Genomic DNA, 24,774 nt, shown 5'->3' with positions numbered 1-24,774 from the left:
TCATGCGGTTACGTTGCGTGTGTGCTCGCAGCATCCTTTCTTCATCTTTCTGATCGCCACCCGGCGGACGGCGCCGTGTCCGTGGGGCCCGTATGGGAAGTGCAGGAGGACGCCGGTGCGACGACCTGGTCGCAGGTGCGGCTGACGTTCACCGATGGCGCCGAGGTGGCCGTCGTCGCGGTGGTCTCCGGCGGCCGCGTCTGCCTGGAGGAGGTGCGCGCCCGGCCCGCGCTGTCCCTCGACGACCTGACCGTGCTCGCCGACTGGCTGGAGGGGCCGCTCGCGGAGGCGTGCGGCGCCGGGGAGGGGCCGGTGGCGGAGGGCGGGGCGCGGCGCGCGCGGCCCGGCTGGCCGCGCGGGAGCGAGGGGCGGTGGCTGGTCGCGCGGGAGTACCGGACGGCCCAGGAACAGGGCGCGGACCCCGTTCTCGCGGTGATGCGCGCGACCGGGCACAGCCGCCACGGGGCGCTCCGGCTGATCGCGGGGGCGCGGGACGCGGGCTTCCTGAACAGGCGCCACGCGCGCCCCCACCGCTGCTGAACGCGCGCCACGCGCGCCCCCACCGCTGCTGAACGCGCGCCACGCACGCCCCCATCGCCGCTGAAGCGCGTCAGAGCATCTTGCGCATCCGCGTGATCTCACTGCTTTGCTGCGCGATCACGTCGTCCGCCATCTCCTCCACCCGCACGTTGTTGCCCTGCGCCTTCACATCCGTGGCCATGGTGATCGCCCCCTCGTGATGGGTGATCATCAGGGTGAGGAAGAGCTGGTCGAAGGCGTCACCACGCGCCGCCCGCAACTTCTTGAGCTGCGCCTCCGTCGCCATCCCTGGCATCGAGCCGTGGTCGTGGCCGCCCGCGTCCCCGTCGCCCCCCTTGTCCTTGCCGTACTGGGTGAGCCAGCCCTCCATGGCGCCGATCTCCGGCCCCTGCGCGGCGGATATCCGCTCCGCGAGCGCCGTGACCTTGGACGACTTGGCGCGGTCGGGGACGAGTTCGGTCATCTGCAGGGCCTGCCCGTGATGCTCGATCATCATCCGTACGTAGGAGACGTCGGCGGAGTTGGGGGTGTCGTCGTCGGAGCGGTGCTTGGCCGCCTCCTCGGCGGACATCGTGCGGTTCTCCTCGCCGGGCTTGCCGGGGACCAGCACCGAGGGGCCGCTCGCCGCGTCCGGCGCGGGATCGGAGCCGGAGTCGCAGGCCCCGAGGGCGAGCACGGCGAACGCGGTCAGCGCCCCCAGGACGTGGCGGACGCTGCGGTTTCGGCGGTTGGGCACGACGACCTCCTGTAGCAGGCGCAGGGCTGACACCTCGTGAGTGTCGACGACCGTCCTAGCACTGTTCCGCGCCTGAGTGATCAAAAACCTCAACTACGGCTCCGAATACCTCTTTTGATCTGGCCATGTCCAGGACCATACTTCGTTGATCCGTGCACCGTTCTTCGTGAACGGAACGAGGGAGGAAGCAGTGACCCTGTCGAACGATTCCCGAACGCGGCACAGACGCCTCGGCGTGGCCACGGCGGCCGTCGGACTCCTGGCGGCCCTGCTCACCGCACACCCCGCGGTGGCGACCCCCGACCCCGGCGACGCGCCGCCCGCCCGCGAGGGCGTCTCCCGCGCCACGCAGGAGCAGGTGAGGGAGGCGATCACCGAGGGGGACATACCCGGCCAGGACGAGATCGTCCACTCCGCCAACATCGAGCACCTGACGAACATCCCCAAGGACCTGCTGCCCGGCACCAACTCGGACCTCGCCTTCCAGGGCAAGTACGCCTTCGCGGGCAACTACGACGGCTTCCGCATCTTCGACATCAGCGACCCGACGGCGCCCGAGACGGTCGCCCAGGTGCTGTGCCCCGGCTCCCAGAACGACATCTCCGTCTCCGGGAACCTGCTGTTCCTGTCCACCGACTCCTCCCGGAGCGACGACAGTTGCAACAGCACCACGCAGCCGGTGACCGAGAAGTCCTCCTGGGAGGGCATGAAGGTCTTCGACATCAGCGACAAGAGCAACCCGAAGTACGTCGCCGCCGTCGAGACCGCCTGCGGCTCGCACACCCACTCGCTGGTGCCCGAGCGCCGCAACGTCTACATCTACGTCTCCTCCTACTCGCCGAACGCCGCCTACCCCGACTGCCAGCCGCCGCACGACGGCATCTCGGTCATCAAGGTGCCGCGGAACGCGCCCGAGAAGGCGGCCGTGGTGAGCTTCCCGGTGCTGTTCCCGGGTGAGGGCCCCGACGGCGGCGGCAACCCGGGCGCGCCCACCAACCCGGGCGTCTCCAAGACCACCGGCTGCCACGACATCACCGTCCTGCCCTCCGAGGACCTCGCGGCGGGCGCCTGCATGGGCGACGGCATCCTGATGTCCGTCAAGGACCCGGAGCACCCCAAGGTCATCGACCGGGTGCAGGACAACGTCAACTTCGCGTTCTGGCACTCGGCGACCTTCAACCAGACCGCGCGCAAGGTCGTGTTCACCGACGAACTGGGCGGCGGCGTCGGCGCCACCTGCAACGAGGAGACCGGCCCGACCCGCGGCGCCGACGGCATCTACGACATCGTCGGCAAGGGCGAGAAGAGCAAGCTCGTCTTCCGCAGCTACTTCAAGATCCCGCGCCACCAGGCCAGCACCGAGAACTGCGTCGCCCACAACGGCTCGCTGATCCCGGTCAAGGGCAAGGACCTCATGGTCCAGGCGTGGTACCAGGGCGGTGTCTCCGTCTGGGAGTTCACCGACTCGGCCCACCCGAAGGAGATCGCCTACTTCGAGCGCGGCCCGCTCAGCACCACCAGCCTGGTCACGGGCGGCTCCTGGTCGGCGTACTACTACAACGGCTACATCTACTCCAACGACATCGCCAAGGGCTTCGACGTCCTGAAGATCAGCGACCGGCGGACCGACCCGGCCAAGCGGGTGCGGCTCGGGGAGCTCAACGTGCAGACCCAGCCGGACTACTTCGACTGATCCCCGGCCGTCTCACCCGTTTCACCGGTTCCGAGCGGCTCGCCCGTCGCGAAGAACCGTGACAGATCATCGCGGCACGCCCCGCCGGACGCCTCCACGGTGTCCGGCGGGGCCCCGTGCCGCCAGTCGAGCCGGTAGCGCCTGAACAGCTCGGCGCGCAGCGGCCGTACCGGCATCCCGGCGTTCGGCAGCACCATCGCGTACACCGCCCCCATCAACTGGGCGCGCAGCATCGGGTAGTCGGTGTCGACCTCGCACGAGCCGTGCCGGACGACGGTGTCGCGCAGCAGCTCCGCGAGCCGCTGCTGCTCCGGGCACTGCACGAAGCCCTCGGAGTCGAGCAGGCCCGCCATGTGCTGGCGCATCAGCACCGGCCGGTCCCTGGCGAGACCGAGGATCGCGTCGATGGCGCGCGCCATCCGCTCCCGCCCGTCGTCGGTGCGCGGCTCGCCCTCCAGGGCCTCCTCCAGCGTGCGGTGCATCAGCCGGTGCACGGCCGACTGCACCAACTGGCGCTTGCCGGGGAAGTAGTACGACACCAGTCCGCGGGCCGACCCCGCCCGGTCGGCGATGTCCGCCAGCGTCGTGGCCTCGTACCCCCGCTCCGCCACGATCTCGACGGCCGCCTGGAGCAGCCGTTCCCGGGAACGCCGCCGCAACTCTTCATTGACCGCGGGGCTACGAGGGGACATGCTGGACTCCGACGTTGACTGGCTGCCAGCCAACTATACTCAGAGCGTCCGGTCCGGCCCTGCGCCGGGCCGTGCGGCCGTTCCGCTCTGGGCGACGCGGGGGATCGTCCAGAGCGGACCGGCATGGTCAGGGCCGCCCGGCGACCCCGCCGTGATCTACCAGGTCGAGCACCGGGCGCAGCCCGTCCGGCCGTTCGGCGACCGGCAGGTGGTCCACGAAGTGCACCCGGCAGCCCAGCGCCGCCGCGCCGCCGTCCGCCCGGCGGTCGTCCCCCACCATCAGCGTCCGCCCCGGCTCCACGCCGAGCGCCGCGCAGGCCGTGGCGAACAGCCGCGCGTCGGGCTTGCGGACACCGTGCTCGTACGACAGCACGTACGCGTCCACCAGCGGGTCGAGGCCGTGCGCGCGGAAGACCGGCCGCAGGTCCCAGCCGATGTTGCTGACCACCCCGACCTTCACGCCGCGCTCCCGCAGCGCGCCCAGCACCTCCACGGCGTCGGGGTACGGCGCCCAGGCGGCCGGGGTCATATGGCGGTCGTACAGGGCGTCGTGCAGCGCCGGATCGGGCAGCGGAACCAGGCGGGACAGGCCGGTGTACGCGGCCCGGTGCAGCGCGGAACTCTCGTCCCGCACCTCCCACACCCCGGCGAGCGCCGCGGGCAGCCGCTCGGGGTACGCCCCGCCCGGCAGCGCGCCCGCCGCCTCCAGGGCCCGCGCGGTGGCGGCCAACTCGGGCTCCGGCAGGGCGGTTCCGCGCTCCGCGAGGACGCTGCGCAGCCATGACTCGGCGGACTCGATCCGGAACAGGGTGCCCGAGAAATCGAACAGGACAGCGGTCATACGGCGATCCTAGGACGCACGCGGCGTCCGTCCCGCGGGTCTCGGCGTCCTCACGCCCCGCGCCCCACACCCGGCGCGGCCGGTGACCGGTGCTCGAAGACGGCCACCGCCACCGCCACCACCGTCGCGCCGAACAGCCAGCCGCCGACCACGTCCGTGATCCAGTGCACGCCCAGCCACACCCGGGTCAGCCCCACGCCGACCACGGACACCAGCGCCACCCCGAGGGCGGTGCGCCACAGGACGCCGTCCACGCCGTGGCGGCGCAGCAGCCACAGCAGCAGCCCGCACACCACCGTCGCCGTCATGGCGTGCCCGGAGGGGAAGGCGGCGTAGTGGGCGGAGTCCACGGGGTCCGGCCAGACCGGGCGGGCCCGGCCCACCGCCGCCTTCAGGACCTGCTGGAGCGCCGTGGCCAGGGCGACGGTCACCAGCAACCAGCCCGCCGTCCACCACGCCGAGCGCCGCCACACCAGCCACACCAGCACGACCCCGACGAGGACGCGCAGGGTGTTGGGGTCCCAGACCCAGTCGGTGAGGACGCGGCAGGCCCGGGTCAGGGCCGGGTCCTGGTGGGCCCAGCGGTGCGTGGTGCGGGCGATGCCGTCGTCCAGGGAGATCAGCGGCCCCCACTCGAGCGCGACGAGGGTGAGCAGGAGCAGCGAACACCCGGCGAGGGCGAGCGCGGTACGGACGGCGGCACGTTGGTCCGGCGGGCGGGGCGGGGCGGCGGGCGCGTTGTGCATGGTGCGATCCTCGCCGAACCGTGGGGCGCGACACCAACCCCGGGGCGGAAGAAGGCCGGACGGCCCCCTCCCCGGCGCGCTACCCGAGCGCGTGCAGACCCGGTCCGAACGCCACCAGCACCGGCACCACCGGCACCAGCGCCGCCGTCGCCGTCAGCCCGAGGCGGCGGGCCGCGGTGAGCCGGTCCGGGGGCGTGAGCAGGCGGTTCACCCGCTGCGGCACCTGCGCCTGCGGGGTCGGGCAGGGGCCGAACGCGCCGCGGTCCTCGTTGAGGCCGACCAGGGCCAGCGCGGTGGTGAGGCGGCCGAAGCGCCGGGAGGCCACGTCGTCGGCGGCGAGCTCCACCAGCCGGTGCATCTCGTCGCGGAACGCCGCGAACACCGGCACCTGCGGAAAGCCCTCCGCGAGCGCGGACGAACAGTGCCGCAGCCAGTCGTGCCGGGCCTGCGCGTGCCCCTGCTCGTGGGCGAGCAGGGCGTCCAGTTGGCGGCCCTTCAGTCGGCGCAGCGCGGCGGTGGTGACGACCAGCCGGGGCGCCGTCCCCGGCAGCCACCAGGCGTCGGGCCGCTCGCCCTCCAGCACCACCAGGCGGCCCTCGCCGGGCTGCTCGCCCGGCAACAGCGGGGCCCGCACCAGCAGTTCGGCCCGGCGACGGCGCCGTCGCGCGCGGGCCCGCAGCACCTCGCGGACCAGCATCGCCGCGCTCCACAGCCCGCCGCACGCCAGCGCCACCGCGGTCGCCGCCGCCCAGGGCCCGGCCGCGCCGAGCGCGTACGCCTCCACGACCGCGCTGGGCGCCGGGGCGAACACCGGGCCGCGCACCGCCTGCCAGGCCGCCGCCGCGCTGAGCGTCATCGACAGCGCGCAGCACAGCAGTACGGCCGCCACCACGCACTGCCACGCCCACAGCGCGACCACCGGTTCGCGGTCCGGCCAGTCGGCCCGGGCGAGGAGTCGGGGACCGGCGAGGGCGGTCAGCGCGCCGAGCAGCAGCAGTACCGCGGGGACCATCATGGGACTCACCCTAGGAGGGCGGGCTGGCCGGGGGCACCGCCTGCGGGCCGAAGTGACACAGACCACGGTTTCGTCCACGCGGGCACCGCGGCCACTCGGCCGCTCCCGGTGCTCACATGGTCAGCAGCATCGCGACCATGGCGATCCCCATCGACAGCCTGCACGCCCGCGCCAGCTCCGGCCGGTCCGCCCACCCGGTGACCGGCGGGCCGCCCGCCACGCCCGGTACGGGGACCAGCCGGGCGCCGGACAGCAGGACGTACCCGGTGAAGTAGAGCAGCAGCGCGCCGGTGAGCGCGGGGACGCCGGAGCCGCCGTGGCCGTGCCCGGCGGCGTGGGCGGGGGAGCCCGCCATCACCACCGCCATGTAGACCATGGCCGCCGCCCCCACCAGGTGGTGCAGATGGCGGGCGTCGGCGCGCGCCACCCACAGGGCGTGCAGCGCCGCCGCCCCGAACACCGCGCCGTACAGCGGCCACGCCCACCACGGCGGCGTGAACACCGCCGTGGGCACCGCCATCGCGGCCATCCCGAACCCCATCAGCGCCTCGCCGCCCGCGGCCCGGCGCTGCTCCTCGACACCGCTCCTCAGCCGCAGCAGACAGTAGGCGCCGGTCGCCGCGCACAGCGCCACCAGCAGCCAGCCGGGCGAAGCCGATCCGTGCACGCGCACCTCCCGCTCGGACGGTCAGCAGCAGTCGACACCTGCCCGGCCCTCACGGCGCGCACGCGAGCGCAAGGGTGTACGGCGGGGGGCGTGCGGCGGTACATGGATTCATTTACGAGTAAAATACTTGCTAAGCTCTTTCTCCATGAGCACCACGAGCACCCCCAGCACCGCTCCCCACCCCCGCCGTCTCCCGCTCGCCGGTGTGCTGCGCCTGGGCCGCCCCTCCGACATCTGGTTCAAGCCCGCGCTCAGCGTGGTCGCCGCGGTCGCCCCGCCCAACCTGCTCCTGCTCGCCCTCGGCCGCCTCGACCTGGCGACGTACACGATGGCCGGGTCCCTGTGCGCCCTGTACGCCCACCACCGCCCCTACGCCGCCCGCGCCCGCGTCCTCGCCTGGGTCGTGCTCGGCATGGTCGGCGGCCTCGCCGTCGCCCTGCTCACCGCCGCGCTCACCCGCGACGCGGTCGTGCTGGTCACCGTCGGCGCCCTGCTGGCCGCCGCGCAGAAGGCGCTCAGCGACGCCACCCGGCTCGGCCCGCCCGGCAACGTCATCCTCACCTTCGTCAGCTCCGCCGCCCTGTTCGCGCCCCAGACCCCCGGCCAGATCCCCGGCCACCTCGGCCTGGCCGCCGCCGCGGGCCTGTGGGCCTGGCTGGTCGGCATGGCCCCCGGGCTGCTCCGCCCGCACGGCCCCGAACGCCGCGCCACCGCCGCCGCCCTGACCGCCGCGGCCACCCACGCCGCCGCCCGCTCCGCCGAGGACCACGCCCGCACCCGCGCCACCACCGCGGCCGCCGTCCAGACCGCCTGGCAGACCCTGCTGGCCTCCAAGGCCCCCACCCGCACCCGGCACGCCCTGGAACGCCTCCTGGTCCGCGCCGAGGTCGCCCTCGCCGCGCCCGCCGACACCGACCCGGCACGCCTGCGCGCCTGGGCCCGCGACCTGCGCGGCACCGGCCCCGTACCCCGCGCGCAAGCCCCCGCCGACGACCACGGAGCCGCCGCCGACGAACTCCTCGGCGTGGACACCGAACTCGCCGCCCCGCCCCGCTCCCTGTGGGCCCGCCTCGGCCCGCTCACGCCCCTCGCCGCGCGCACCGCCCTCGGCTGCGCCCTCGCCGGGTACGCCTCCCTCGCCCTCGGCATCGGCCGCCCCTACTGGGCCCTGGTCACCGCCGCCGCCCTCTACCAGGCCAACCTCACCCTCACCTGGAGCCGCTGCGTCCAGCGCGTCGTCGGCAACCTCGCCGGGGTGCTGCTGTTCGCCGCCGTCGCCCCGCTGGCCCATCTGGGCGAGGTGGCCCTCGTGCTGTGCTGCCTCGCCCTCAACTTCGGCGCCGAGGCGCTGATCAGCCGCAACTACTGGCTCGGCAGCGTCTGCGTGACCCCGATGGCGCTGCTCATCACCGAGTTCACCGGCTTCCAGGACCCCGGCCGACTGATCACCGAACGGGTCGTGGACACCGTGGTCGGCGCGCTCGTCGGCCTCGCCGCCGCCGTCGCCGTGACCAACCGCCGTACCGGAGACCGCCTGGAGCGGTCGCTCGCGCACGCCGAGCGGGCCCGGGAGCGCGCCGCCCGGCTGCTCGCCGCGCCCGACGCCACCCCCGGCGCCCTGGAGGCCGCCCGCCGTGCCCTCGCCGCCGCGCTGGCCGACCTGCGCGCCACCGCCGACGCCGCCTCCGGCGAGTGGTGGCAGCGGGCCCTGCCCCAGGAGCGGGTCGTGCTCGCCGAGCAGGCCGGACACCGTACGCTCGCCGTTACGGTACGACGCCAGGGACTGCTCCCGGACGGGCCCGCGCACGCGGCCGGTGGGGCGCCCGGAACGACGGACGAGGAAGCGGAGGACGTACGGCGATGACGGGGACGAACGGACGGCCGACGGGCGGCGGCGCGGGGGGCCGCACGGCAACGGATGACACGGTCGCCGCGGTCGTACGGCAGTGGCGGGCCGTCCACCCCGGGCTCGACACCGGCCCCATCGAGATCATCGGCCGGGTCAACCGCTGCGCCGCCCTCCTCCAGCAGGCCGAGGACGCCCCGTTGCGCCGGGCCGGGCTCAGCCGCCCCGAGTTCGACCTGCTCGGCGCGCTGCGCCGCACCGGCCATGAACTCACCCCGGGGGAGCTGGCCCGCGAGACGTACTCCTCGGGCGCCGCCGTCACCAAACGGCTGAAGCAGCTCACCGAACGCGGACTGGTCGAGCGGCGCGGCGACACCCGGGACCGCCGGGTCGCCCACGTCCGCCTCACCGACGCCGGACGCGACGTCGTCGACGGCATCCTGCCCGAGCAACTCGCCTACGAGACCGCCGTACTGTCCGGCCTCGGCCTGCCCGAGCAGGGCGAACTGGCGGCCCTGCTGGGCGAGTTGCTGGCCCAGCTAGAGGGCCGCCTGGCGGCACCGCCGCGCGCCTGAGGGCCTACCTGGGCCGCCCCGGGAGCGCCTGAGTCCCCGCCAGGGCCGCCCGAGGGGCACCTGGTGCCCCACCGGCGCCCTCTGGACCGTGCTCAGAACCCGGACCCCGCCCGGTACACCCCGAACACCGCCCCCTGCGGGTCCCGCAGCACCGCGATGCGCGGGCCGTCCGGCAGCGACGTCGGGTCCATCAGGGCCGCGCCGCCCGCCTGGACCGTGTCGGCGTTGGCGGCGTCCACGTCCGCGACGGCGAAGTACGGCAGCCAGTGCGGGGGCACCTCGGGCGGGAACTTCTCGTCCATCGTGACCATGCCGCCGAAGTCCCGGCCGTCCACGCCCCACTGGTTGTAGTTCCGTGAGGCGTGCACGGTCCAGCCGAACACCGCCGGGTAGAAGTCGGTGGCCCGCGCCGGTTCCCGGGTCAGCAGCTCCGCCCAGCCCAGCGAACCGGGCGCGTTGAACACCCCGGCGCCGGGGAAGTCCCGCGCCTGCCACAACTGGAAGACCGCGCCGCCCGGGTCGACGGCCACCGCGAACCGGCCCGCGTCGAACACGTCCAGCGGACCGAACAGGACCGCGCCCCCGGCCCCGGTCACCCGGCGGGCGGCGGCGTCCGCGTCGGTCACCGCGAAGGACACGTTCCAGGCGACGGGCTGCGCCTCCTGGTACAGCGGGGTCAGCGCGGCGACCGCGGCGCTCCCGAGACGCGCGGTGGTGTACCCACCGGCCTCCGGGCGGGGGTCGGTCTCGGTCCGCCACCCGAACAGCGCCTCGTAGAAGCGCCGCGCCCCGGCCACGTCGCTCGTCCCCAGCTCCACCCAGCAGGGCCCGCCGGTCACCGGCCTGTCCAGCTTCATGCCATTCCTCTCGCAGCGGGGGCACCCCCACGAGCACGCTAAGCGGCACCCCGGCCCCCGGCCAGCCGACGCCCGGCCCTCTGGTGCCCGGCCCTGGTGGCGGCGTACCCTCGGCCGCGTACCGCACCGCATGGCGGCCTCCACCCCACCACCCCGTCCGGAGGACCCCCATGCCCGCAGCGCAGGTGGCGCAGGTGCGCCCCTTCCACCGTGCCGACCGCGACCAGCTCACCGACCTGGTCAACCGGCACGTCGCCGCCGTCGTCCCCGGTGTCTCGGTCTCCGTGAACACCGTGCTCAGCGAGCTGGAGCGGCGGCCCGACGAGTTCATCGTCGACCCCTGGGTGAGCGAGCGGGCCACGCTGGTGGCGGAGCTGCGCGGCCATGTCGTCGCCGCGGCCCACCTGCTGCGCTACCGCGCCGACGACGAGGTGGGACCCCACTACCGCGACGTGGGCGAGGTCGCCTGGTTCGTGAGCCACCCGCCCGCCTCGTTCCAGCCCGGCACCGACGAGGCCGCCGACCTGCTGATGACCGCCTGCCTCGCCCAGTTGGCCCGCTGGCGGGTCCGCGCCCGCCTCGCCGACGGGTCGCTGCCCGCGCCGCTGGTCTACGGCCTGCCCCGCACCTGGCCGCACGTCCGCGCCGTCTACGAGCGCGCGGGCATCCGGCACACCGGCGACACCGAGGTGATCCTGCTGGCGCGGGTGGCCGACCTGCCGGTGCCCGAGCCCCGGCCGGGCGTGACCTGTGAGCGCACGGTGGGGGAGTGCGGCACCCGCCTCACGGCGTACGCCGACGGGCGCGCCCTCGGCTTCATCGAGGTCGACACCGCGCTCGCCCGCCCCGAACGGCACCCGCGCGGGGCGGGCCTCGCGGACGTCGGCAACCTGCGCACCGACCCCACCGAGCAGGGGCGCGGCCTGGAACGGCACCTGCTGGCGCGGGCCGCCGACTGGCTGCGGCTGTGCGGCGTCGACCGGCTCGCGGCCTACGAGGCGGCCACCGACCGGGCGGCGATCGACCGGCTGACGAGCGCCGGGTTCGCCGAACTCACCCGCACCGACCGCGGCTGGGAGCACCGGCCCGGCACGGCTCAGACGCCCGGCCGGTAGCGCAGCGGATGGTCGGCCGGGACCTCCACCAGCACGATCGGCACGCCGTCCGGGTCCGCGACCCACATCTCGACCAGGCCCCACGGCTCCCGCACCGGCGGTCGCGTGACCTCGACGCCCGCCTCCCGCAGCTCGGCGTGGGCGGCGGTGACGTCGGGGACCTGGAGCCAGAGCCGGACGGCGGGGGACGGCGGCTCGGCCGAGCGCCCGGACAGCTCCAGGAAGCCACCGCCGAGGAAGTACACGGTGCCGCGCTCCGGCCCGGTGCCGAACTCCCGGTACACGGGCAGTCCCAGCCGCTCGCCGTAGAAGGCGCGGGAGCGGTCGGGATCGGTGGGCCGGAGCAGGACCCGGCTGCTCAGTACGTGCACCATGCCGGGAGCCTAACCAGGAGGCGCCGGGGTTAGGCTCGTCCCGGTCCGAGCCGCGCCGAGATCGGAGACGTACCCGTATGGACACCGCCGCCACCGCCGCCACCGCCACCGCACTGAGCTTCCGTGATGCCACCGTCGACGACGTGGACACGCTGGTCGCGCTGATCGAGTCCGCGTACCGGGGCGACGCCAGCCGGGCCGGGTGGACCACCGAGGCGGACATCCTCCAAGGGCAGCGCACCGACCCGCGGGGCGTGCGGGAGGTCGTCGAGTCGTCCGGCAGCCGGTTGCTGACGGTGGAACGGGACGGGGCCGTCGTCGCCTGCTGCCAGTTGGAGCACCGCGGCGCGCACGCCTACTTCGGGATGTTCGCGGTCAGCCCCACCCTCCAGGGCGGCGGCGTCGGCAAGGCCGTGATAGCGGAGGCGGAGCGGCTGGCGCGCGAGGAGTGGGGCGCGACCGAGATGCACATGACCGTGATCTCCGTACGCGAGGACCTCATCGCCTGGTACGAGCGCCGCGGCTACCGCCGTACGGGCCGGATGACCCCCTTCCCGTACGGCGACGAGCGGTTCGGCATCCCGCAGCGCGACGACCTGGAGTTCGAGCTGCTGGTGAAGGAACTGGCCTGAGCGCGCCGCTCGGCTCCCCTGCCTGAACGCGCCGCTTCGTTCCTTGCCCGCCCTGAGCGCGCCGCTCAGCCCCGCTCTCCCAGCGCGCGGGCGGTCTCCGGCAGGTCGGTCGTCGCGCCGTCCAGGCCGAACGCCCGCACCAGGCGCACGTGCTCCGGTGTGTTGACCACCCAGCCGATGATCCGCAGGCCCGCCTCGCGCGCGTGCTCCACGGTCTCCAGGGTGAGCCGCCGGATGTTGAGGCAGACGGTGGCCGCGCCCACCGCCACGGCGCGCTCGACCACCCCGGTGTCGTACCGGCTGGCGATGAGCGCGGTGCGCACGCCGGGCACCAGCCGGGCGACCTCGGCCACCGCCTCGTCGTGGAACGAGGAGACCTCGACCCGTCCCACCAGGTCCCGCGCGGTCAGCACCGCCGCCAGCGCCCGTGCCGCCCGCACGTCCTTGATCTCCGCCTGCAACGGCGTGTCCACCGCGTCCAGGACCTCCTCGAACACCGGCACCCGCTCACCCCGCCCGGCGTCCAGCGCGCGCAGCTCGGCGAGGGTCAGCTCGGCGATCGGACCGCTGCCGTCGGTGGTGCGGTCCACGTCCTGGTCGTGCATCACGACCAGCGCGTCGTCCTTGCTGAGGTGCAGGTCCAGCTCGATGACATCGACCCCGGCCGCCCGCGCGGCGACGAAGGACCGCAGGGTGTTCTCCGGCTCGGCGCCCATGATCCCGCGGTGTCCGATGGTGACGAAGTTCAAGGTTGGCTCGCTTCCGTCGACGGCGGTGCATGGGCAGCCTAGTTGTGGGTAGAAGTCGCCGCGTTAGCCGTAGCCGACAGGAAAAAGTGAGGTTAACCCCCGGGTTGGGCAGAAGAATTTTCACCCGCTCGTCTTGCTGGAGTGAACCCGCTGTGTATACGGTTTCCATACGCAAGGTTCTCCAGTGGAGGATGGGACATGACGGAAATTCTTGTGCAGGCGGCGACGGAGGACAGGGTTCCTCCCGCGACCAGGGTGGTGGAGCACCCGGCGTGGCCCGTGCTCAAGGATGCCGTGGAGCGGATCCGGCCATGGCAGTCCAAGGACGGGTCGATCGACTTCGACGCCGACGGCGCCCCGGCCCGCGCGACCGCGGAGGCCGCCGTACGCCAGGTCACCGAGGCCGTCGAGGCGCTCTCCGGGCTGCTGCCGCACGACGCCGCCTACCACCGCGCCCTCGTCGCGGACCTGCGCAAGTGGGCCGACGGCGGCTTCGCCGTGCCGGACTTCCTCGACTCGCTGCTCGCCTTCCACCCCGCGGCGGACCGCCGGGACGGCCTCCAGCACCTGGTCGTCTTCCCGATGTACACCCAGAACGGCAACCCGGACCGCAACCTGGAGGCGGTCGTGCTGCGCATGGTCTGGCCCGACTGGCTGGCGGAGCTGGAGCGCACCCGCTACGACAACCCGCTGTTCTGCGGCATCTCCTTCGAGGACTTCACCTCCGGCTACGACACCAACTCGGCCGTCCTCTTCCCGGAGACCATCGCCGTCCGCGAGGCCCCCGAGCGCTTCACCTGGGGCGGCATCTTCTGCGACCGCGAGGCCGCCCGCTTCCGCCGGGTCACCGCCGCCGCCGTCGACCTCCTCGGCCTCGAACTGCCCGAGGACATCGCCGCGATGGTCCACGACCAGAAGCGCAGCGAAGAGGCGTTCGTCCTGTGGGACATGGTCCACGACCGCACCCACAGCCACGGCGACCTGCCCTTCGACCCGTTCATGATCAAGCAGCGGCAGCCGTTCTGGATGTACGGCCTGGAGGAGCTGCGCTGCGACCTCACCGCCTTCAAGGAGGCCGTGAAGCTGGCCGACGAGGGCGTCCCGCAGGCCCGTGACGTGCAGTACGCCGTCCTGTTCGACCGCATGTTCCGCTTCCCGGTCACCGGTGAGCGCACCCGCAACTACGACGGCCTCGGTGGGCAGCTCCTCTTCGCCTACCTGCACCAGCACGACGTCGTCCGCTGGACCGACAACAAGCTGTCCATCGACTGGCAGCGCGCCCCGCAGATCACCAACCAGCTCTGCGCCGAGATCGAGAAGCTCTACCGCGACGGCATCGACCGGCCCAAGCTGGTCCACTGGTTCGCCGGGTACGAGCTGGTCTCCACCTACCTCGCCCCGCACCCCGGCTCCAAGTGGGCCAAGGGCCCGGACGCCCTGGACCTGACCCTCCCGCCGCGCAAGCTCGTCGACGACGTGCTTCCGGACGAGTTTCCGCTGAGCATGTTCTACGAGGCGCTGTCCAAGAAGCTCAAGAACGTGATTGCCTCGACCCGGGGCATAACGGCGGACGGCACCGAGCGGGCCGCCGCGTGAGCGACGGCGCGCGCGGCACGGCCCAGACGGCCCGGACGGCTCAGGAGGCGAGGACCATGGGGAACGGGGCGCTCAACGGTGCGGTGATCGCGGTCGCCGGTGCGGGCGGACCCGCCGGGCGCGCGGCGCTGCGGCGGCTCGCCGAGGCGGGCGCGACCGTCGTCGGCGCGGACAACGACCCGGAGCGGCTCGCCGAGGCCGTGGACGCCGCGCGGTACGCGCACGGCGGCGCCACCGTCACCGGCGAGACCGTCGACCTGCTCGACCTCGACTCGACCCGGGACTGGGCCGCCCGCACCGAGAAGGAGTTCGGCCGCGTCGACGGCCTGGTCCACCTCGTCGGCGGCTGGCGCGGCAGCGAGACCTTCATCAAGACCAGCCTCGACGACTGGGACTTCCTGGAACTGCTGCTGATCCGCACCGTCCAGCACACCTCGCTCGCCTTCTACGAGGCACTCCAGCGCAGTGAGCGCGGCCGGTACCTGCTGATCAGCGCCGCGGGCGCGACGAAGCCGACGGCGGGCAACGCCTCGTACGCCGCCGCCAAGGCCGCCGCCGAGGCGTGGACGCTGGCGCTCGCCGACGCCTTCCGCAAGGCGGGGGGCGGGCAGGAGCTGACGTCGGCGGCTGCGATCCTGGTGGTGAAGGCGTTGGTGCACGACGCGATGCGCGCCGAGCGCCCCAACGCGAAGTTCGCGGGCTTCACGGACGTCGAGGATCTCGCCGAGGCCATCGTCGGTGTCTGGGACCGGCCCGCCGCGGAAGTGAACGGAAACCGTCTGTGGCTCACCGAGAAGCCGTGAACCCCGCGAAGACCGACGCGCGTCGCCACCACGACCCCGAGGTACGCGGTTTCGCCAGCGACAACTACGCCGGGGCCCACCCGGAGGTGCTCGCCGCCCTGGCCCTGGCCAACGGCGGGCACCAGGTCGCCTACGGCGAGGACGACTACACCCAGAACCTCCAGCGGATCGTCCGCAGCCACTTCGGCGCCACCGCCGAGGCGTTCCCGGTCTTCAACGGCACCGGGGCCAACGTCGTCGCGCTCCAGGCGGTCACCGACCGCTGGGGCGCGGTGATCTGCGCCGAGAGCGCGCACATCAACGTCGACGAGGGCGGCGCTCCGGAGCGCATGGGCGGGCTCAAGCTGCTCACCGTGCCCACCCCGGACGGCAAGCTCACCCCCGAGCTGATCGACCGGCAGGCGTACGGCTGGGACGACGAGCACCGCGCGATGCCGCAGGTCGTCTCGATCACCCAGAGCACCGAGCTGGGCACCCTCTACACCCCGGACGAGATCCGCGCGATCTGCGACCACGCCCACGCGCACGGCATGAGGGTGCATCTGGACGGCTCCCGGATATCCAACGCCGCCGCCTCCCTGGACGTCCCCATGCGGACCTTCACCAACGCGGTCGGCGTCGACCTGCTCTCCCTCGGCGGCACCAAGAACGGCGCCCTGTTCGGCGAGGCGGTCGTGGTCATCAACCAGGACGCCGTGCGGCACATGAAGCACCTGCGCAAGCTGTCCATGCAGCTCGCCTCCAAGATGCGGTTCGTGTCCGTGCAGTTGGAGGCGCTGCTGGCGAAGGACCTGTGGCTGCGCAACGCCCGCCACTCCAACGAGATGGCCCAGCGCCTCGCCGAGGGCGTCCGCTCCGTGCACGGCGTGGAGATCCTCTACCCGGTGCAGGCCAACGCGGTCTTCGCGCGCCTCCCGCACGACGTGAGCGAGCGGCTGCAGAAGCGGTTCCGCTTCTACTTCTGGGACGAGGCCGCGGGCGACGTCCGCTGGATGTGCTCCTACGACACCACCGAGGACGACGTGGACGCCTTCGTCGCGGCGCTCAAGGAGGAGATGGCCCGCTAGCGAGCCCTCTGGACGGCAGTGCATAGATATGCGGTCACCTGGAAATTCATTGACTGTCGGGTGATCGCATACCTATGCTCTGCGGACATGCAACTCATCCAGGAAAACCCTGACCTCTCGGCGTACCTCCAAGCCGACGAGGTCATCGACCATGAGCACCCGGTGGTACGGGACACCGCCGCACGGCTCGCCAAGGACGCCACCGACTCGTATGGCTATGCACGGGCGGCCTACGAGTACGTCCGTGACACCATCCCGCACTCGCAGGACTCCGGCGACCTGCGCGTCACCTGGCGCGCCTCCGACGTGCTCACCCAGCGCACCGGCATCTGCTACGCCAAGGCGCACGCCCTCGCCGCGCTGCTGCGCGCCGAGGACATCCCCACCGCGCTCTGCTACCAGCGGCTGGCCGACGACGACGGAGCCGGACACGTCGTCCACGGACTGGTGGCCGTACGCTTCCACGGCGCCTGGCACCGGCAGGACCCGCGCGGCAACAAACCCGGCGTGGACGCCCGGTTCTCCCTGGACGGCGAACGGCTCGCGTGGGTCCCCGACCCGCGGTCAGGCGAGGCCGACTACCCCGAGCTGTACGCCGCGCCCCACCCGGACGTGCTCGACGCCCTCAGGACCGCCCAGGACCGGCCGCACCTGTGGCGGACGCTGCCCACCGCGCTCGGCGCCGAGGGCTGACGTCAGCCCGCCTCGGCCGCGCGGACCTGCTCCGGCGTCGGGGCCGTGCCGCCGAGGTGGGCGGGCAGCCACCAGGAGTCGTCCGCGCCCTTGGGCCGCGCGGGGTAGGCGCGCTGTGCGGCGTCGAGCAGCTCCTGCACGCGCTCGCGCAGCCGCCGGGTGATCGCGCCCGCGTACTGCTCCCGGGACGCCTCGATCGCCTCGCCGACCCGGATGGTCACCGGGATGTGGCTGCGCTTGAAGTTGCGCGGGTGGCCCTTCGTCCACAGCCGCTGGGTGCCCCACACCGCCATCGGGACCAGCGGCACGCCCGCCTCCTGGGCCAGGCGCGCGGCGCCCGACTTGAAGCTCTTCAGCGTGAACGACGGGGAGATGGTGGCCTCGGGGAAGACGCCGATCACCTCACCCGAGCGCAGCGAGTCCAGCGCGTGGGCGTAGGCGGCCTCACCCTGCTCGCGGTCCACCGGGATGTGCTTCATGCCGCGCATCAGCGGACCGGAGACCTTGTGGCGGAAGACGGACTCCTTCGCCATGAAGCGCACGAGGCGCTTCTGTGGCAGCGCGGCGAGACCGTTGAAGATGAAGTCCAGGTAGCTGATGTGATTGCTCACCAGCACGGCACCACCCGAGCGCGGGATGTTCTCCGACCCCTTGCAGTCGATCTTCAGGTCCCACGCCTTGAACATCGTGAGGGCGAGACCGATGACGGGACGGTAGACAAGCTCGGCCATGGACGGTGTTGGCCCTTCCTTCTTCTCTGCCTGGGAAGGGGATCCCGGCGGGAAAGTTACGCAGCCGTAGGTTTACGGCATCTCGCAGATCGTGCCCGAAGAACGCACGGGTAGCCAGCCCTGGTGCCGGTAACCGGCGAGATCCTCGTCACGTCCCGCGCGGACCATCGGGGAATCAACGCGCCCCCGGGGGCGCTGAGAGGGGGAAGGCGGTCACGGAGGGAACGAGGGAGTGGCGTATGCGGGAGGGCCAACAGCGGCTGCTGCCAGCCGAACTGGGCGGACGGCTCGGTGAACGCGCCACCCTCGTACAGTTCTCCACCGCCTTCTGCGCGCCCTGCCGCGCCACCCGGCGAATCCTCGGAGAGGTCGCCGCCCTCGTTCCCGGTGTCACCCACGTCGAGATCGACGCCGAGGCCCGGCTGGACCTGGTGCGCGCCGTGGGCGTCCACAAGACGCCGACTGTACTGGTCCTCGACGCCGAGGGCCGTATCGTGCGGAGGGCGGTCGGGCAGCCGCGCAAGGCGGACGTGATCGCGGCGCTGGGAGCGGCGGTTCAGGGGTGAGAGCGTCCGGAAGCGCGACCCGTCCGGGGGTGAGAGTCGCTGGTGAGAGTCATCTCCCACTTGCTGGGACGAACTTGACTGCACGGACCAACTATCGTCAGTCTGACCGTATGTCTGCGGAGACCACTCCATGACGGCAACGTCCGACCTCGGGGTCCATCAGCTCGCCTCACCCGACCTGCTGCGGTCCGCCTTCCGGCGGCACGCGGCCGGGGTCGCGGTGATCACCGCCCGTGGCGAGGCGGGCCCCGTCGGCTTCACCGCCACCTCCCTCACCTCGGTCTCCGCCGAGCCCCCGATGCTCTCCTTCGGCATCAGCGCGGGCTCGTCCAGTTGGCCCGCGATATCCAGCGCCGACCACGTCGGCATCCACATCCTGGGCGAGCACCAGCGGGACCTCGCCGCCACCTTCGCCCGCAGCGGCGCCGACCGCTTCGCCGCCCCCACCTCATGGCGGGAGGGTCCGGAGGGCGTCCCCGTCCTCGACGGCGTGCTCGTCTGGCTGGTGTGCCGGGTGGTGGCGCTCGTGCCCGCCGCGGAGAACCGCATCGTGCTGGCCGAGGTCGCCGTGGGCGACCCCACGGGCACCGGACGCCCGCTCCTCTACCACCAGGGCCGCTTCACGGCGCTGCGGGATTGATCACTCTCCGTCCGCTCTGCGGAACCGTCCGGTTCCGGTTACGCTGCGTTGCGAAGGTCACAGTTCAAAGCGCTTGCTTAGCGGGCATGAACTGGGTGTACTGGCGAGTAATATTTCGGTCGGAGCGCGGGTCGCCCCAACCGGGATCGGCCGCTTGGGGCGCCTATGCTGCCTGCAAGAGGCAGCCGAAAAATGACGATGCAGTAGGAGAGCCGGCGTGAGCTTGAGGATCGTTGTCACTGTGAAGTACGTGCCCGACGCCACTGGCGACCGGCACTTCGCCGATGACCTGACCGTCGACCGCGACGACGTGGACGGCCTGCTCTCCGAACTGGACGAGTACGCGGTCGAGCAGGCCCTCCAGATCGCCGAGGACGCCGACGACGCCGAGGTGACCGTGCTGACCGTCGGCCCCGAGGACGCCAAGGACGCCCTGCGCAAGGCCCTGTCGATGGGCGCCGACAAGGCGATCCACGTCGAGGACGACGACCTGCACGGCACCGACGCCATCGGCACCTCCCTGGTGTTGGCCAAGGCGATCGAGAAGGCCGGTTACGACCTGGTCGTCTCCGGCATGGCCTCCACCGACGGCACCATGGGCGTCGTCCCCGCGCTGCTCGCGGAGCGCCTGGGCGTCCCGCAGGTCACGCTGCTCTCCGAGGTCTCCGTCGAGGACGGCACGGTCAAGGGCCGCCGCGACGGCGACGCCGCGAGCGAGCAGTTGGAGGCGCGGCTCCCGGCGGTCGTGTCCGTCACCGACCAGTCCGGCGAGGCGCGCTACCCGTCGTTCAAGGGCATCATGGCCGCCAAGAAGAAGCCGGTGGAGTCCTGGGACCTCTCCGACCTCGACATCGACGAGGACGAGGTCGGCCTGGAGAACGCCTACACCACGGTCGACGCCGCGGCCGAGCGCCCCGCGCGCACCGCGGGCACGATCGTCAAGGACGAGGGCGAGGGCGGCAAGCAGCTCGCTGAGTTCCTCGCGGGCCAGAAGTTCATCTGAGCCGCAGTTAGCTGACCGCCCCTCATCTTTCGCAAGCAGGAGAGAAGAAGTCCCATGGCTGAAGTTCTCGTCTACGTCGACCACGTGGACGGCGCCGTCCGCAAGCCGACCCTTGAGCTGCTCACCCTCGCGCGCCGCATCGGCGAGCCGGTCGCCGTCGCGCTGGGCAACGGCGCCGCCGACACCGCCGCCGCCCTCGCGGAGCACGGCGCGACCCGCGTCCTGACCCACGAGGCCGCCGAGTACGCCGACTACCTGGTCGTCCCGAAGGTGGACGCCCTCCAGGCCGCCTACGAGGCCGTGTCCCCGGCCGCCGTGCTGGTGCCGTCCTCCGCCGAGGGCAAGGAGATCGCCGCCCGCCTCGCGCTGCGCGTCGGCTCCGGCATCATCACCGACGCCGTCGACCTGGAGGCCGGTGACGAGGGTCCGGTGGCCACCCAGTCGGTGTTCGCCGCCGCCTTCACCACCAAGTCCCGCGTCACCAAGGGCACCCCGGTCATCACCGTCAAGCCGAACAGCGCCGCCGTCGAGGCCGCCCCGGCCGCCGGTGCCGTCGAGGCCCTGTCGGTGACCTTCTCCGCCCAGGCCACCGGCACCAAGGTCACCGCGCGCACCCCGCGCGAGTCGACCGGCCGTCCGGAGCTGACCGAGGCCGCGATCGTCGTCTCCGGTGGCCGTGGCGTCAACGGCGCGGAGAACTTCGCGATCATCGAGGCGCTCGCCGACTCGCTCGGCGCGGCCGTCGGCGCCTCGCGCGCCGCGGTGGACGCGGGCTGGTACCCGCACACCAACCAGGTCGGCCAGACCGGCAAGTCGGTCTCGCCGCAGCTCTACATCGCCTCCGGCATCTCCGGCGCGATCCAGCACCGCGCCGGTATGCAGACCTCGAAGACGATCGTGGCCATCAACAAGGACCCCGAGGCCCCGATCTTCGACCTGGTCGACTACGGCGTCGTCGGTGACCTGTTCGACGTCGTCCCGCAGCTCACCGAAGAGGTCAAGACCCGCAAGGGCTGATCCCGCGCCAGCAGTACGAGGCCCCCGCGACCGCCGCCGGTCGCGGGGGCCTTCGCGTCCCGGGAGGGTGTTGACCGGCGGGAAGCGCGCCGGATAACTTCATTCAACGGATTGTTGATTCCGTACTGCGGAAAACGTAAGGCGTACCGCGGAAGACGAGAGGACGTGGCATGGACCAGGGCCAGCAGGAGCAGGTGGCGACGAGCCTCGCGGGCGCCGTCAGCGCGGAGATCAGCGCCTCCCTCGCACCGGTCGACGCCGAACTGGCGCGCCGCTACCCCGGCGACCCCGGTACCCGCCAGCCCGTCCACACCGTCTACGTCCCCGGCGACGCCCTCACCGCCGACACCCCGCGCACCTGGGGCGACCGCGCCCTCGCCGCCCTCGACGAACACGCCCCGGACGCCGCCGCCTTCGCCGCCGTCCTCGGCCTCGACGACGACCTCGCCGGACCCGTGTACGCGCGTGTGCGGGCCAAACTGGAACGCGAACCCGTGGAAGACCTCCGCGTCGACTTCGAGGACGGCTACGGCCCCCGCCCCGACGCCGAGGAGGACCAGACGGCGGCCCGCGCGGCCCGCCTGGTCGCCGCCGCGTACGCCGACGGCACCGCCGCCCCCTACACGGGCATCCGCATGAAGTGCATGGAGGCCGCCGTCCGCGACCGGGGCATCCGCACCCTCGACATCTTCCTCACCGGCCTGATGGCCTCCGGCGGGCTGCCCGCGGGGCTCGTCCTCACCCTCCCCAAGGTGACGTACCCCGAGCAGGTCACCGCCATGGTCCGGCTCCTGGAGTCCTTCGAGCGGGCGCACGGCCTCGCCCCCGGGCGGCTCGGCTTCGAGATCCAGATCGAGACCAGCCAGGCCATCCTCGCCGCCGACGGCACCGCCACCGTCGCCCGCATGATCCAGGCCGCCGAGGGCCGCGCCACCGGACTGCACTACGGCACCTTCGACTACAGCGCCTGCCTCGGCGTCTCCGCCGCCCACCAGGCCAGCGACCATCCCGCCGCCGACCACGCCAAGGCCGTGATGCAGGTCGCCGCCGCGGGCACCGGCGTACGCGTCTGCGACGGCTCCACCAACGTGCTGCCGGTCGGTCCCACCGAGCGGGTGCACGACGCCTGGCGGCTGCACTACGGCCTCACCCGCCGCGCCCTGGCCCGCGCCTACTACCAGGGCTGGGACATGCACCCCGGCCACCTCCCCACCCGCTACGCCGCCGTCTTCGCCTTCTACCGCGAGGGCTTCGCCCAGGCCGCCGCCCGGCTCGCCCGCTACGTCAGCCGCGCCGACGGCGACGTCATGGACGAGCCCGCCACCGCCAAGGCCCTCAGCGGCTACCTGCTGCGCGGCCTGGACTGCGGCGCCCTCGACACCGCCGAGGTGGCCCGCGCGACGGGTCTGACACGGGCCGACCTGGAGGGCTACGCCGGGCCCCGGCGCGGGGACCTGACGGCCGCGGGGAGGTGACCCGGGGGAGCGGCGGGCCGGGTGGGCTGGCGGTGCCTCAGCCGGGCCCGCTCACTGGGTCACGTACCCCTCAAGCCCCGACCGCGTGACGAGCTTCTCCTCCGCCAGCAGACGGGTGCCCCGGGCGCACAGGGCCGGATTGCCGCGGGCACGGGCGCAGAACTCCTCGGGGGTCACCCCGAAGAGCTCCCTGAGGCGCGGCAGGGTCAGCAGCAGTTCGCTGAGCAGGGCGCGCTGGCCGGGGTGGCGGCGGGGCGCGCCGGTGCCGTCGTGCAGGACGCCGTGCTGGTTGACGTAGACGTGGGCGCCCGGCAGGCGCTGGCCGCCGTCGAGTTCGACGCGCACCTCGCCGTCGGGCAGCCAGGCGCGGCGGTAGTTGCCGTCCGGCAGCGGGACGCCCTCGCTGGCGTCGACGACGGCGAGCTGGCGGGCGTCCAGCCAGATGACGAACAGCTCACGCATGGTCCCCGGCGCGCTGACCGGTGAGGCGCTGACGTACCCCATCCGGCTCACGTGCGCGGAGACGCCCACGTCGACCCCGGTGACCCGGGCCTTGACCATGGGCAGCGGCGAGTCGATCCCGAACCGGGCCATCTTGTGGCGGAGTTGCCCGGGACTGGCGTTGGAGCCGATGGCGAGCACCGGCGTGCGGTCCTCGTGCACCAGCCGGGTGAGCGGCAGGAACCGGTCGCCGTCCAGCAGCCCGGACTCCGCGGGCCAGGTGCCGGGGTACGTCAGCGGGTGCTCGCGGGGCGCGGCGGCCAGGCCCAGCGACTCCAGGGTGCGGTCGTCGGGGGAGGGCGGGCTGGTGCGGGGGTGGTGGTCGACGGGCGCGGGGGTGTCGTCGTGAGGGTGCAGGGCCGTCTCCGGTCTACTCCGGGTGCGTCCGGGCGTACGGGTGTCAGTCCGCCGGGGGGAGTTCACCCGAGCCGCGGGTGACGAGGCGGGTGGGCAGCTCTATCCGCTCCGGTCGCGGCAGCGTGCCGTCGAGCTGGCGGAAGAGCCGCTCGGCGGCGGTGCGGCCGAGGGCGGCGGAGTCCTGGGCGACGACCGTGACACCCGGCTGCAGCAGGTCGGCCAGCTCGATGTCGTCGAAGCCGACCAGGGCCACCGGGCGGGTCTGCTCGGCGAGGACGCGGATCACGGTGACCGTCACCCGGTTGTTGCCGGTGAAGATCGCGGTGACCGGGTCGGGCCCGGAGAGCATCTCCCGCGCGGCCCGCCGCACCCGCTCCGGATCGGTGACGCCCAGGGACATCCAGGCGTCCGCCACGGCTATCCCGGCGTCCTCCATCGCCGCCCGGTAGCCGCGCAGCCGCTCCGCGGCGGTGTGGATGCGGGGCATGTCGCCGATGAAGCCGATCCTGCGGTGGCCGTGCGCGATCAGGTGGGCCACGCCGTCGCGGGCGCCGCCGTAGTTGTCCGACAGCACCACGTCGGCGTCGATCTGCCCGGCCGGGCGGTCCACGAAGACCGTGGCGACGCCCGCCTTCAGCTCGGGCTCCAGATAGCGGTGGTCGTCCCCGGCCGGGATGACCACCAGCCCGTCCACCCGCCGCGCGCACAGCGCGAGCACCAGTTCCTGCTCGCGCTCGGGGTCCTCGGCGCTGGAACCGTTGATGAGCAGGGCGCCGTGCGCGCGGGCCACCTCCTCCACGGCCCGGCTGAGCGGCCCGTAGAACGGGTCGGCGAGGTCCTCCAGGACCAGGCCGATGCTCGCCGTACGGCCCTTGCGCAGCACCCGCGCGCTGTCGTTGCGGCGGAAGCCGAGCGCGTCGATGGCCTCCTGGACGCGGCGCTCCGTCTCCGGGGTGACGCCGGGCTCACCATTGACGACACGCGAGACCGTCTTCAGGCCGACCCCGGCACGTGCGGCGACGTCCTTCATGGTCGGGCGGTTGCCGTAGCGGCTCTCGGATCGGCGGTGGGTGTCGGGCACGTTTCGGCGTCCTGTCCTGTCGGTCACGGGGATGCGTCAGCTCGTGGTTTGTATGAGGATGTGGCGTCGAGCATAGAGCCTGGACAACGTTGTCAGGCGCAGGGGACACTGTCCCTACCAACTTCCGGCCCGCGCCCCCACCGCTGGACCGGCCTGCCCTTTTCCC

At 73.1% G+C, this 24,774-nt stretch carries 27 protein-coding genes; 15 read left to right on the top strand and 12 right to left on the bottom strand.

Annotated features, from left to right (window positions below):
* Positions 1–75: 75 nt before the first annotated feature.
* Positions 76–540, top strand: a complete 465-nt coding sequence (locus ACFQZ6_RS03830; protein ID WP_381604931.1) for a DUF6214 family protein — start codon at positions 76–78, stop codon at positions 538–540.
* Positions 541–610: 70 nt separating this feature from the next.
* Here ACFQZ6_RS03830 and ACFQZ6_RS03825 read toward each other — a convergent pair whose 3' ends face one another.
* A complete protein-coding gene (locus ACFQZ6_RS03825) occupies positions 611–1,276 on the bottom strand; it encodes a DUF305 domain-containing protein (protein ID WP_381604930.1) in 666 nt (221 codons plus the stop codon).
* Between the two features lie 190 nt (positions 1,277–1,466).
* Here ACFQZ6_RS03825 and ACFQZ6_RS03820 point away from each other — a divergent pair, with 190 nt between their 5' ends.
* Complete coding sequence (locus tag ACFQZ6_RS03820; RefSeq protein ID WP_381604929.1) at positions 1,467–2,969, top strand: LVIVD repeat-containing protein; 1,503 nt, start codon at positions 1,467–1,469, stop codon at positions 2,967–2,969.
* Here the strand turns inward: ACFQZ6_RS03820 and ACFQZ6_RS03815 are convergent.
* The 5 genes from ACFQZ6_RS03815 to ACFQZ6_RS03795 all read right to left on the bottom strand — a co-directional run bounded on the left by ACFQZ6_RS03815 (position 2,957) and on the right by ACFQZ6_RS03795 (position 6,930).
* Positions 2,957–3,661 (bottom strand): TetR/AcrR family transcriptional regulator, encoded by a 705-nt coding sequence (locus ACFQZ6_RS03815; RefSeq protein WP_381604928.1) that lies wholly within the window; start codon positions 3,659–3,661, stop codon positions 2,957–2,959. The genes ACFQZ6_RS03820 and ACFQZ6_RS03815 overlap by 13 nt on opposite strands.
* 127 nt (positions 3,662–3,788) lie before the next feature.
* Positions 3,789–4,502 carry an HAD family hydrolase gene (locus ACFQZ6_RS03810; protein WP_381604927.1) on the bottom strand — a complete coding sequence of 238 codons (714 nt, stop codon included), beginning with the start codon at positions 4,500–4,502 and terminating at the stop codon, positions 3,789–3,791.
* A gap of 50 nt (positions 4,503–4,552) precedes the next feature.
* Positions 4,553–5,248, bottom strand: a complete 696-nt coding sequence (locus ACFQZ6_RS03805) for a phosphatase PAP2 family protein (protein ID WP_381604926.1) — start codon at positions 5,246–5,248, stop codon at positions 4,553–4,555.
* Positions 5,249–5,327: 79 nt separating this feature from the next.
* Entirely contained in the window at positions 5,328–6,263 is a 936-nt protein-coding gene (locus tag ACFQZ6_RS03800; RefSeq protein WP_381604925.1) for a M56 family metallopeptidase, read from the bottom strand.
* A gap of 112 nt (positions 6,264–6,375) precedes the next feature.
* Positions 6,376–6,930 carry a DUF5134 domain-containing protein gene (locus tag ACFQZ6_RS03795; protein ID WP_381604924.1) on the bottom strand — a complete coding sequence of 185 codons (555 nt, stop codon included), beginning with the start codon at positions 6,928–6,930 and terminating at the stop codon, positions 6,376–6,378.
* A gap of 145 nt (positions 6,931–7,075) precedes the next feature.
* On the opposite strand from ACFQZ6_RS03795, the gene ACFQZ6_RS03790 reads away from it, so the two are divergent.
* Both ACFQZ6_RS03790 and ACFQZ6_RS03785 read left to right on the top strand, forming a co-directional pair.
* On the top strand, positions 7,076–8,794 hold the full coding sequence (locus ACFQZ6_RS03790) for an FUSC family protein (RefSeq protein WP_381604923.1): 1,719 nt from the start codon (positions 7,076–7,078) through the stop codon (positions 8,792–8,794).
* The gene (locus tag ACFQZ6_RS03785) at positions 8,791–9,351 is read left to right on the top strand and encodes a MarR family winged helix-turn-helix transcriptional regulator (protein ID WP_381604922.1); all 561 of its coding nucleotides are present in this window, start codon (positions 8,791–8,793) and stop codon (positions 9,349–9,351) included. The genes ACFQZ6_RS03790 and ACFQZ6_RS03785 overlap by 4 nt, the downstream gene beginning before the upstream one ends.
* Before the next feature lie 92 nt (positions 9,352–9,443).
* Here ACFQZ6_RS03785 and ACFQZ6_RS03780 read toward each other — a convergent pair whose 3' ends face one another.
* On the bottom strand, positions 9,444–10,208 hold the full coding sequence (locus tag ACFQZ6_RS03780; protein ID WP_381604921.1) for a VOC family protein: 765 nt from the start codon (positions 10,206–10,208) through the stop codon (positions 9,444–9,446).
* A gap of 170 nt (positions 10,209–10,378) precedes the next feature.
* Between ACFQZ6_RS03780 and ACFQZ6_RS03775 the strand changes: the two genes are divergently transcribed.
* Complete coding sequence (locus ACFQZ6_RS03775; RefSeq protein WP_381604920.1) at positions 10,379–11,323, top strand: GNAT family N-acetyltransferase; 945 nt, start codon at positions 10,379–10,381, stop codon at positions 11,321–11,323.
* On the opposite strand, the gene ACFQZ6_RS03770 is transcribed toward ACFQZ6_RS03775, so the two are convergent.
* The gene (locus ACFQZ6_RS03770) at positions 11,305–11,697 is read right to left on the bottom strand and encodes a VOC family protein (protein ID WP_381604919.1); all 393 of its coding nucleotides are present in this window, start codon (positions 11,695–11,697) and stop codon (positions 11,305–11,307) included. The genes ACFQZ6_RS03775 and ACFQZ6_RS03770 overlap by 19 nt on opposite strands.
* A gap of 77 nt (positions 11,698–11,774) precedes the next feature.
* Between ACFQZ6_RS03770 and ACFQZ6_RS03765 the strand changes: the two genes are divergently transcribed.
* Positions 11,775–12,329: a GNAT family N-acetyltransferase gene (locus tag ACFQZ6_RS03765; RefSeq protein WP_381604918.1), complete on the top strand. Its 555-nt coding sequence runs from the start codon at positions 11,775–11,777 to the stop codon at positions 12,327–12,329.
* Between the two features lie 65 nt (positions 12,330–12,394).
* On the opposite strand, the gene ACFQZ6_RS03760 is transcribed toward ACFQZ6_RS03765, so the two are convergent.
* On the bottom strand, positions 12,395–13,078 hold the full coding sequence (locus ACFQZ6_RS03760; RefSeq protein WP_381604917.1) for a glycerophosphodiester phosphodiesterase: 684 nt from the start codon (positions 13,076–13,078) through the stop codon (positions 12,395–12,397).
* Between the two features lie 198 nt (positions 13,079–13,276).
* On the opposite strand from ACFQZ6_RS03760, the gene ACFQZ6_RS03755 reads away from it, so the two are divergent.
* The 4 genes from ACFQZ6_RS03755 (at position 13,277) to ACFQZ6_RS03740 (ending at position 17,237) form a co-directional block, all read left to right on the top strand.
* Positions 13,277–14,674: a DUF6421 family protein gene (locus ACFQZ6_RS03755; protein WP_381604916.1), complete on the top strand. Its 1,398-nt coding sequence runs from the start codon at positions 13,277–13,279 to the stop codon at positions 14,672–14,674.
* A 56-nt stretch (positions 14,675–14,730) separates the two neighbouring features.
* Entirely contained in the window at positions 14,731–15,477 is a 747-nt protein-coding gene (locus ACFQZ6_RS03750; RefSeq protein ID WP_381604915.1) for an SDR family NAD(P)-dependent oxidoreductase, read from the top strand.
* The gene (locus tag ACFQZ6_RS03745; protein ID WP_381604914.1) at positions 15,474–16,544 is read left to right on the top strand and encodes a threonine aldolase family protein; all 1,071 of its coding nucleotides are present in this window, start codon (positions 15,474–15,476) and stop codon (positions 16,542–16,544) included. The genes ACFQZ6_RS03750 and ACFQZ6_RS03745 overlap by 4 nt, the downstream gene beginning before the upstream one ends.
* An 87-nt stretch (positions 16,545–16,631) precedes the next feature.
* Positions 16,632–17,237 (top strand): transglutaminase domain-containing protein, encoded by a 606-nt coding sequence (locus tag ACFQZ6_RS03740; RefSeq protein ID WP_381604913.1) that lies wholly within the window; start codon positions 16,632–16,634, stop codon positions 17,235–17,237.
* 2 nt (positions 17,238–17,239) lie between these two features.
* Here ACFQZ6_RS03740 and ACFQZ6_RS03735 read toward each other — a convergent pair whose 3' ends face one another.
* A complete protein-coding gene (locus tag ACFQZ6_RS03735; RefSeq protein WP_381604912.1) occupies positions 17,240–17,968 on the bottom strand; it encodes a lysophospholipid acyltransferase family protein in 729 nt (242 codons plus the stop codon).
* A gap of 239 nt (positions 17,969–18,207) precedes the next feature.
* Between ACFQZ6_RS03735 and ACFQZ6_RS03730 the strand changes: the two genes are divergently transcribed.
* The 5 genes from ACFQZ6_RS03730 (at position 18,208) to ACFQZ6_RS03710 (ending at position 22,669) form a co-directional block, all read left to right on the top strand.
* Complete coding sequence (locus ACFQZ6_RS03730) at positions 18,208–18,534, top strand: TlpA family protein disulfide reductase (RefSeq protein WP_381604911.1); 327 nt, start codon at positions 18,208–18,210, stop codon at positions 18,532–18,534.
* Positions 18,535–18,664: 130 nt separating this feature from the next.
* A complete protein-coding gene (locus tag ACFQZ6_RS03725; RefSeq protein WP_381604910.1) occupies positions 18,665–19,174 on the top strand; it encodes a flavin reductase family protein in 510 nt (169 codons plus the stop codon).
* A 217-nt stretch (positions 19,175–19,391) separates the two neighbouring features.
* A complete protein-coding gene (locus ACFQZ6_RS03720; protein ID WP_360219802.1) occupies positions 19,392–20,177 on the top strand; it encodes an electron transfer flavoprotein subunit beta/FixA family protein in 786 nt (261 codons plus the stop codon).
* 54 nt (positions 20,178–20,231) lie between these two features.
* Positions 20,232–21,194: an electron transfer flavoprotein subunit alpha/FixB family protein gene (locus tag ACFQZ6_RS03715; RefSeq protein ID WP_381604909.1), complete on the top strand. Its 963-nt coding sequence runs from the start codon at positions 20,232–20,234 to the stop codon at positions 21,192–21,194.
* Positions 21,195–21,364: 170 nt separating this feature from the next.
* Complete coding sequence (locus ACFQZ6_RS03710) at positions 21,365–22,669, top strand: DUF6986 family protein (protein ID WP_381604908.1); 1,305 nt, start codon at positions 21,365–21,367, stop codon at positions 22,667–22,669.
* 51 nt (positions 22,670–22,720) lie between these two features.
* On the opposite strand, the gene ACFQZ6_RS03705 is transcribed toward ACFQZ6_RS03710, so the two are convergent.
* Together ACFQZ6_RS03705 and ACFQZ6_RS03700 are read right to left on the bottom strand one after the other, a co-directional pair.
* Positions 22,721–23,449 carry a hypothetical protein gene (locus tag ACFQZ6_RS03705; protein ID WP_381618051.1) on the bottom strand — a complete coding sequence of 243 codons (729 nt, stop codon included), beginning with the start codon at positions 23,447–23,449 and terminating at the stop codon, positions 22,721–22,723.
* A gap of 121 nt (positions 23,450–23,570) precedes the next feature.
* Positions 23,571–24,635 carry a LacI family DNA-binding transcriptional regulator gene (locus ACFQZ6_RS03700; RefSeq protein WP_381604907.1) on the bottom strand — a complete coding sequence of 355 codons (1,065 nt, stop codon included), beginning with the start codon at positions 24,633–24,635 and terminating at the stop codon, positions 23,571–23,573.
* Positions 24,636–24,774 lie beyond the last annotated feature (139 nt).

This window comes from Streptomyces flavalbus (genome assembly GCF_042674625.1).
Lineage (GTDB): Bacteria > Actinomycetota > Actinomycetes > Streptomycetales > Streptomycetaceae > Streptomyces > Streptomyces flavalbus.
This window is presented reverse-complemented; position numbering and strand designations above follow the sequence as displayed.